Here is a 9,883-nt window from a genome sequence, read left to right on the forward strand (position 1 = left end):
GGAGTCCCACGGGTGCCCAAACATGTCCCGTCGATTTCTTGCCGAGATCGCTCAGGCGTCCGTGGTGACGGCGGGTTCCGCGACCGGCCGTGCCGGACCGTGATCTTCCGGAAACCACCAGGTGGGACCGGGGCCGACGTTGACCTGCGGTCTTCCGCCAGATGGGCCGAAAACGCGTGGTCGGCCGTCGAACGGGCTTGTCGGGCCGTGCGGTGCGTATGTCAGTCTCTGGGGGCCGTGTGCCGTGTTCCACAGTGTTCTGACGGGGAATTCCGAATCTCTCTTTCCTTTCCCTGGTTCTCCGGGATGCGTTCCGTCATGCCGTCGGTCGGTTCGAAGTGATAACAGGGGGCGTCATGTCTGATCTCCGCCATGGGCATTCCGAGGCCTCCGTGAATTCCGCGGGAAATCGGTCGGTGCCGGAGGAACCCATCGCGTTGGTCGGAATCTCCTGCCGCCTTCCGGGGGCTGCCGGACCCCGGCAGTTGTGGGACCTCCTGCGGGACGGCCGCAGCGCCGTCACCGAAACTCCCGACGACCGCCGGGGCGGCCCCGGGGGAACCGGGGACGACGAGCCGTCCGCCCTGCGGTGGGGGGCGTTCCTGGAGGACGTGGACCGGTTCGACGCGGGATTCTTCGGGATCGGCCCGCGCGAGGCCGCCGCGATGGATCCGCAGCAGCGCCTGGCCCTGGAACTGAGCTGGGAGGCCTTCGAGGACGCGGGAATCCGCCCGGAGACCTGGCGCTCCCAGGACACCGCCGTCTTCCTCGGCGTGGCGTCCGGCGACTACGGCCTCCTGCTCGACCGTCGGGGACCGGCCGCCCGGACCCCGCACACCGTCGCCGGCACCCAGCGCGGCATGACGGCCAACCGCGTCTCGTACGCCCTCGGCCTGCACGGCCCCAGCCTCACCGTCGACGCCGGCCAGGCGTCGTCGCTGGCCGCCGTCCACCTGGCCTGCGAGAGCCTGCGGCGCGGCGACTCCGCGCTCGCCGTGGCGGGCGGGGTGCACCTCAACCTGCTGCCCGACACGGCGCACGCGATGGCCGGGCTCGGCGCGCTCTCGCCCGACGGCCGCTGCTTCACCTTCGACGAGCGGGCGAACGGCTACGTCCGCGGCGAGGGCGGGGCGATGGTGGTGCTCAAGCCCCTGAGCCGGGCCCTCGCGGACGGGGACCCGGTGTACGGCGTCCTGCTCGGCAGCGCCCTGAACAACGACGGCGGCGGAGAGGGACTGACGGTGCCGGCCCGGGCCGGGCAGGAGGAGGTGCTGCGGCGGGCCTGCGCGAGGGCGGGTGTCGACCCCGCGCACGTCCAGTACGTCGAACTGCACGGGACGGGCACCAGGGTCGGCGACCCGGTCGAGGCCGCCGCGCTGGGCGCCGTGTTCGGCGCGGCCCGGACGGCCGGCCAAAGCCCCCTGCACGTCGGCTCGGTGAAGACGAACGTCGGCCACCTGGAGGCCGCGGCGGGCGTGGTCGGCCTGGTCAAGGTGGCACTGTCGCTCCAGCACGCGACGCTGCCGCCGAGCCTCGACTTCCGTACCCCCAACCCGCTGATCGACATGGACGCCCTGCGGCTGCGCATGGTGACGGACCGCCTGCCGTGGACCGGGGCGGACGGCACCCGCCTCGCGGGCGTCAGCTCCTTCGGTCTCGGCGGGACCAACTGCCATGTCGTGCTGTCCCAGCCGCCCGCCCCCGCCGCGGGCAACCGGGCGCCGGCGGACGGTGGTTCCGGCGTGCTGCCGTGGGTCCTGTCCGGTGCCACAGCGGAGGCGCTGCGGGCCCAGGCCGACCGCCTCCGGTCGTACGTGGCCGAGGAGCCCGACGCCGAACCCGCCGACGTGGCCCTCGCGTTGGCCACCACGCGCGCGACCCGGGAGCACCGCGCGGTCGTCGTCGCGGCCGACCGCGAGGAGTTCCTCCGGGCCCTGACCGCCGCCGCCGAACCCGGCGGAGTCGACCCGGCACTGGTCCGGGGCAGCGTCGCCGAGGACGGCGAGGTCACCTTCGTCTACCCGGGCCAGGGATCCCAATGGGACGGCATGGCAAGGGAGTTGCTCGACACCTCGGTCGTCTTCCGGGAGCGGATGGAGCAGTGCGACGCGGCGCTGCGGCCGCACGTCGACTGGTCGCTGCTCGACGTGCTGCGCGGGACGCCCGACGCCCCGCCCCTGGAACGGGTCGACGTCGTCCAGCCCGTGCTGTGGGCCATGATGCTCGCGCTGACCGAGGTGTGGGGCTCCTTCGGGGTGCGTCCCGACGCGGTGGTGGGGCACTCGCAGGGCGAGATCGCCGCCGCGTGCGTCGCGGGCGCCCTCAGCGTCGAGGACGGCGCGAAGATCGTGGCGCTGCGCAGCCGCGCGCTCGGCCGGCTGGCGGGCACCGGCGCCATGGCCACCGTCTCCCTGCCCGTGGCGCAGGTCCGCGACCGGCTCGAACGGGGCTGGGACGGGGTGGAGATCGCCGCGGTCAACGGTCCGGTGTCCACGGTGGTCTCCGGCCCGCCCGGGAGCGTCGACCGGCTGCTGGCGGAGTACGAGGCCGAGGGCGTCTGGGTGCGCGCGATCCCGGTCGACTACGCCTCGCACTCCGGCGACGTGGAGGTCCTGCGGGACGCGCTGCTGACGGAACTCGCCGGGATCACCCCGCGCCCGTCGCGGATCCCGTTCTGCTCCACCGTCACCGGTGAGATCACCGACACCACGGAGCTGGACGCCGGCTACTGGTACCGCAACCTGCGCCGGCCGGTCCGGATGGAGACCGCCACCCGGCACCTGCTGGAGGCCGGGCACCGGACGTTCGTCGAGGTCAGCCCACACCCGGTGCTCACCGTCGCGCTCCAGCAGACCGTCGGTGCCGAGGCGGCGGTCACCGGGACGCTCCGGCGGGGCGAGGGCGGTCCGCGCCGTCTGCTGGACTCCGTCGCCCGGCTCCACGTGCGCGGTGCGCGGGTCGACTGGCGGCCCGCGCTCCGGACGGGCAGCGGGCGCCGGCTCCGGCTGCCCACCTACCCGTTCCAGCGGCAGTCGTACTGGCTCGACGGCGAGGACCGGCGCGAGACCGCGGCGGTGGACGGGCGCGAGACCGTGGTGGCGGACCGGCGTGGGCCCGCGGTGGTGGACCGGCGTGTGCCGTTCGGCGCGGAGACCGGGGCTTCCGCACCCGGGCCGTCGCGGCCCGGCCACGGCGAACTGACGGGCCTCGTACGGGAACACGCCGCGGCCGTGCTCGGCCACCCGGAGCCCGGGCTGGTCGACACCTCCCGCCGCTTCAAGGACCTCGGCTTCAACTCGCTGGACGCCGTCAACCTCCTGGAACGGCTGGCCGCCGCCACCGGCGTCCCCCTCCCACCCACCCTGATCTTCGACCACCCCACACCCGCCCTCCTGGCGGAGTGGCTGCGCACGGAACTCGCGGGCGAACGCACCGACACCGGCACCGCACCCCTCCGCACCCCCCACGACGACGAGCCGATCGCGATCGTGGGGATGGGGTGCCGGTACCCGGGCGGGGTGCGGTCGCCGGAGGACCTGTGGCGGCTGGTGTCGGAGGGGCGCGACGCGATCTCCGGCCTCCCGGAGGGGCGGGGGTGGGACCTGGAGCACCTCTACGACCCCGATCCCGACGCGGGGGAAGGCGGGCGGACGTACACGCGTGGCGGGGGTTTCCTGCACGACGCGGACCTGTTCGACGCGGGGTTCTTCGGCGTTCCGCCGCGCGAGGCGGAGGCGATGGATCCGCAGCAGCGGCTGCTGCTGGAGGTGTCGTGGGAGGCGCTGGAGCGGGCGGGGATCCGTCCCGACACCCTGAAGGGCAGCGCGACCGGCGTCTTCACCGGAGTGATGACCAGCGGCTACCGGCCCGCCCCCGCCCGGGTCCCGGTGGAGTTCGAAGGGCACGTCCTGACCGGCAACGAGAGCAGTGTCGCGTCCGGCCGGGTGTCCTACGTGCTGGGGCTGGAGGGCCCGGCCCTGTCGGTGGACACGGCGTGCTCGTCGTCGCTGGTGGCGCTGCACCTGGCGGTGCAGTCGCTGCGGCGGGGCGAGTGCTCGATGGCCCTGGCCGGCGGCGTCACCGTCATGGCGGCCCCGGCCACCCTCATCGAGTTCGCCCGGCACCGGGGCCTGTCCCCGGACGGCCGGTGCCGGGCCTTCGGTGAGGGGGCCGAGGGGACGGGGTTCGGCGAGGGCTGCGGCGTGCTGGTGCTGGAGCGGTTGTCCGACGCGCGGCGGGCGGGGCGTCGGGTGTTGGGGGTGGTGCGGGGTTCGGCGGTGAACCAGGACGGTGCGTCGAACGGGTTGACGGCGCCGAGTGGTCGGGCGCAGGTGCGGGTGGTGCGCGGGGCGTTGGGGGATGCCGGGTTGGCGGCGGGTGATGTCGACGCGGTGGAGGCGCACGGGACGGGGACGCGGTTGGGGGATCCGATCGAGGCGCAGGCCTTGCTGTCCGCCTATGGGGTGGAGCGTGAAGTGCCGTTGTGGCTGGGGTCGGTGAAGTCGAACATCGGTCATACGCAGGCCGCGGCGGGTGTGGCGGGTGTGATGAAGATGGTGCTGGCGATGCGGCACGGGGTGTTGCCGCGGACGTTGCACGCGGAGGTGCCGTCGTCGCATGTGGACTGGTCCTCGGGCGGGGTGGAGCTGCTGGCCGAGGCGCGGGAGTGGCCTGAGGTGGGTCGGCCGCGGCGGGCGGGTGTGTCGTCGTTCGGGATCAGTGGGACGAACGCGCATGTGATCGTGGAAGGGGTCGCCGAAGAGCCAACTGCCGTAGCTGGGAGCCCTGTTGATGATGTGGTGCCGTGGGTGGTGTCCGCTCGGTCGGTGGAGGCATTGCGGGCGCAGGCCGGCCGGCTGGCGGAGCACCTGACGGAGCACCCGGAGGTCGGAGCGGGCAGCGTCGGCTGGTCGCTGGTCGCGCAGCGCTCGCTGTTCGAGCAGCGTGCCGTCGTGACGGGCGCCGACCGTGAAGAACTGCTCGCCGGACTGCGGACCCTGGCCGAGGGCGGCACGGCGGACAACGTCACCGTCACGCCCTCCATCACGCCCCCCGACGGCTCGAACAGGCTCGCGCTGCTCTTCACCGGCCAGGGCGCGCAACGCCTCGGCATGGGCCGCAGTCTGCACCGGGACTTCCCCGTCTTCGCGAAGGCGTTCGACGAGGCGTGCGCGCAGTTGGACGCGCACCTGCCCGTCCCCCTGAAGGACGTCGTCTTCGGTACGGACGCCGAACTCCTGGACCGCACCCTGTACGCCCAGTCGGCCCTGTTCGCCCTGGAGACCGCGCAGTTCAGGCTCCTGGAGCACTACGGCATCAGGCCCGACCACCTGCTCGGACACTCGGTCGGCGAGGTGGCCGCCGCCCATGTCGCGGGCGTGCTCGACCTGCCGGACGCCGCGCTCATGGTGGCGACGCGGGGACGGCTGATGCAGGCCGCCCGCGGCGACGGCGCCATGATCGCCGTGGAGGCCACCGAGCAGGAGGTCCTGACGGTCCTCGGAGAGCGCGAGGACCTGGCGGGGATCGCCGCGGTCAACGGCCCGCGGTCCGTGGTGGTCTCGGGTGATGCCGCGGTCGCCACCGAGGTCGCGGACCACTTCGCGGCGCTGGGGCGCCGGACCAGGCGGCTGCGGGTCAGCCACGCCTTCCACTCTCCCCACATGGACAGTGCGCTGGAGGAGTTCCGCACCGTCCTCGAAGGCCTGACCTTCCGCGCCCCCGTCCTCTCCGTCGTGTCCAACGTGACCGGGCGGGAGGCCACCGCCGAGCAGCTCTGCTCCCCTGACTACTGGGTGTCCCACATCCGCCGTGCCGTCCGGTTCGGCGAGGGGGTCGAGCACCTCGCCGGGCTCGGCGTGGGGACCTACCTCGAACTCGGCCCCGACGGTGTCCTGACCGGTCTGGTCCCGGACTGCCTGCCGGCCGGGACCGACGCGGTCACCCTGCCGCTGCTGCGGGCCCGGCGCCCGGAGAGCGGCTCCCTGCTCACCGCGGTCGCCCAGGCCGCCTTCATCGGCCACCTGCCCGACTGGTCCCCGCTCTTCCCGGGCGCGCGGCCGGTGGAGCTGCCGACGTACGCCTTCCAGCACCGGTCCTACTGGCTGACGCAGGACACCGCCGTCGCGGACGTGGCCTCGGCGGGTCTGGAGACGGTGGGGCATCCGCTGCTGGGTGCGGCGGTCGAGCGGCCCGAGGGGAGGGGCTGGGTGTTCACCGGCCGCCTGTCGCCCACGACCCACCCCTGGACGGAGGACCACGTCATCGGCGAGGAGGTGCTGCTGCCCGGTGTGGCGCTGCTCGACGTCGCCCTCGCGGCGGGCGCCCGGGCCGGCTGCCGGCGGCTGGACGAACTCACCCTGGAAGCCCCGCTGTCCCTCCACCCCGACGCCCCGGCCGACCTGCGCGTGGTGCTGGACCCCGAGGAGGAGGGGCGCTGGTCGCTGGCCGTGTTCTCGCGCTCCGACGACACCTGGCGGCGCCACGCCACCGGCGTGCTGGCCGCCGGGGCCGAAGGCAGCGGGAGCGCGCTGACGGACTGGCCGCCGAAGGACGCGACCCCCCTCGACGTGGCCGACGCGTACCAGGCCCTGGCCGCCCGCGGCTACGACTACGGGCCGACCTTCCAGGGCCTGCGCGCCGCCTGGCGCGACGGCGACGTGCTGTACGCGGAGGTCGGGCTCCCGGCCGGCGTGGAGCCCTCTGGTTTCGGGGTGCACCCGGCCGTGCTGGACGCGGCGCTGCACCTGCTCGTCCTGGAGGGCGACCAGGCGGCCGGGCTCCGGCTGCCGTTCGCCTGGTCCGGTGCCGAACTGCACGCCACCGGTGCCACCGTGCTGCGGGTACGGCTGACGCCCACCGGTACCGACACCGTGGCCCTGGCCGTCTGCGACGCCGGCGGGGCGCCGGTCGCCACCGTCGAGGCGTTGACCCTGCGCCCCTACTCGGCGGCGGGCGGGGGCCGTACGCCGCTGTTCGCCGTGGACTGGGTGCCCGTGCCGGACCCGGCCGCCGGCACCGCTCCGGCCGGCCCGGCCCCGGACCTGCCGACGGGCCCGCCGACGGACCGCTGGGCCGTCCTCGGCACGCGCGGCCCCGACCTGCCGGGCGTGGCCCGCCACGCCGACCTCACCACGCTGTCCGGTGCGGTCGAGGACCTGGAGGTGGCCGTCCTCCCGTGGACGGCGAGCGCGCCGGAGCACGAGGTGCCGTCCGCGGCCCATGACGCCGCCCGGGAGGTCCTGGGCCTGCTGAAGAGCTGGCTGGCCGAGGAGCACCGGACCTCCGCGCCCCTGGTGGTCCTCACCCGGAACGCGGTGGCCGTCGAAGCGGCCGAAGGCGTGGCGGACCTCGCCGCATCCGTGCTGTGGGGCCTGCTGCGCACCGCCCAGACCGAACACCCGGGCCGCTTCGTCCTGCTCGACGCCGACGCCGACCCGACCCCCGGGCTGGTGGCCGCCGCGCTCGCCACCGGAGAGCCCCAACTGGCCCTGCGCAACGGCACCTTGAAGGCCGCCCGGCTGACCCGGCAGACACCCCGAGAGCTGCTCGCACCCCCGGAGGGCGCGCCGGCCTGGCGGATGGAACCGGGCGCCAGCGGCTCCCTCGACACGCTGTCCCTCCGGCCCCGCCCCGAGGCGCTCGCCCCCCTGCTGCCGGGCGAGGTGCGCGTCGCCGTCCGCGCCGCGGGCCTCAACTTCCGTGACGCGCTGAACGCCCTGGGGCTCTACCCCGGCGACGCGGGCCCGCTCGGCATCGAGGGCGCCGGTGTGGTCACCGAGGTCGGCCCCGGGGTGACCGGGTTCGCGCCCGGCGACCGGGTCATGGGCCTGCTGCCCGGTGCCTTCGGACCGGTGGTCGCCACCGACAGCAGGATGCTCGTCACCGTCCCGGACGGCTGGACGTTCGCCCAGGCGGCGGCCGTTCCCGTCGTCTTCCTGACCGCCTACTACGCGCTGACCGACCTGGCCGCCCTGGCCCCGGGCCAGTCGCTGCTGGTCCACGCGGCGGCGGGCGGCGTCGGCATGGCCGCGGTCCAGCTCGCCCACCACCTCGGCGCGCGGGTCTTCGGCACCGCGAGCCCCGGCAAGTGGGACACGCTGCGCTCGATGGGCCTGCCGGACGAGCGCATCGCCTCGTCCCGGGACCTCCTCTTCGAGCAGGGCTTCCGCCGGGTGCTCGGCGAGGACGGCGGCTTCGACGTCGTCCTCAACGCGCTGGCCCACGAGTACGTGGACGCCTCGCTGCGCCTGCTGCGCCCCGGCGGCCGGTTCCTGGAGATGGGCAAGACCGACGTCAGGGACCCCGCGTCCCTCCCCGACGTCTCCTACCAGGCGTTCGACCTCATGGTGGTCGACGCGGACCGCATCCAGGAGATGCTCACCGAGCTCGTGCGCCTCTTCGAGGCCGGCGCGCTCACCCACCTCCCGCTCACCGTCCGGGACGTCCGCCGGGGCAGGGAGGCCTTCCGCCACATCAGCCAGGGCCGCCACACCGGCAAGAACGTGCTCACCCTTCCGGCGTCGTTGGATCCGGAGGGGGCGGTGCTGGTGGTCGGTGGGACGGGGGTGCTGGGGGCGTTGCTGGCGCGTCACCTGGTGGTGGCGTGCGGGGTGCGGCACCTGGTGCTGGTGAGCCGTCGGGGTGTGGAGGCGCCCGGGGCGGCGACACTGCGGGACGAGCTGCTGGGGTTGGGTGCGCGCACTGTGGTGGTGCGGGCGTGTGACGCGGCCGACCGGGTGGCGTTGGGGGTGCTGGTCGACGAGGTGGTGGCCCAGCGTCCGCTGACGGGTGTGTTCCACGTGGCGGGTGTGTTGCGGGACGGGGTGCTGGTGTCGCTGGGTGCGGAGGCGCTGGGGGAGGTGTTGCGGTCGAAGGTGGACGGCGCGTGGGCGTTGCACGAGGTGACGCGGGAGCGGTGCCCCGGGCTGGCGGCCTTCGTGCTGTACTCCTCGGTGTCGGGCCTGGTGGGCACCGCGGGCCAGGCGAACTACGCGGCGGCGAACACGTTCCTGGACGCGCTGGCGCAGGAGCGGTCAGCTCGTGGGCTGCCGGGCCTCTCGCTGGCGTGGGGGCTGTGGGAGCAGGAGTCCGGTATGACCGCCGGCCTCGACGACACGGCCTTCCAGCGCTTCGAGCGGTACGGCATCGGAAAGATCCCCTCCGAGCAGGGCATGGCGCTGTTCGACGAGGCACGGCAGGGAAGCGAGCCGGCGGTGGCACCGCTGGTGCTCGACCCGGCGCGACTGCACGCGAGGGCCGCCGTGGCCGACTTGCCACCGCTGCTGCGCGGCCTCGTCTCCGCCCCGGCCCGGCGTACGGCGGCCCCGGCCGCGACACCGAGGACGGCGGGCGCCTCCACCTGGACCGACCGGATCGCGGGGGCGGCCGGAGGGCGCGGCCTCGACGTCGTGACGGAGCTCCTGTGCCAGGAGATCGCCGACGTCCTCGGCCACTCGGGGCCCGGAGCCATCGACACCGGCGCGGAGTTCCGGGGGCTCGGCCTCGACTCCCTCACCCTCGTCGAACTGCGCAACCGGCTCAACGCGGCCACCGGGCTCAGGCTCCCCGTCAACGTGCTGTTCGACCAGCCCACACCGGACGAACTGGCCGCCCACCTCCTGGCGGCCCTCGAACCCGAGCAACCGGACCCGGTCTCGCGCATCCTCGCCGACGCCGACCGGATGGAGGAGGCGTTGAAGCTCTTCGCCGGCGAGCGCGAGGACCGCACCAGGGTCACCACCCGACTGACGCAGATCCTTCGCGCCTGGCAGCGGGAGCAGGACGAACCCGCCGAACCCGCCGACGACCTCGACCACGTGACCGACGACGAACTCTTCGACGCGCTCGACAACGAACTGTCGCGCTGAGGTAAGGGAAAGGT

The 9,883-nt window shown here is 74.4% G+C and carries 1 protein-coding gene; it reads left to right on the forward strand.

The window, feature by feature from the left end:
- Positions 1 to 392: 392 nt before the first annotated feature.
- Positions 393 to 9,869, forward strand: coding sequence for a beta-ketoacyl synthase N-terminal-like domain-containing protein (locus ACFCY1_RS12055; RefSeq protein ID WP_375874406.1), 9,477 nt, complete (start codon positions 393 to 395; stop codon positions 9,867 to 9,869).
- Positions 9,870 to 9,883 lie beyond the last annotated feature (14 nt).

This window comes from Kitasatospora sp. NPDC056273, assembly GCF_042268845.1.
Taxonomy (GTDB): domain Bacteria; phylum Actinomycetota; class Actinomycetes; order Streptomycetales; family Streptomycetaceae; genus Kitasatospora.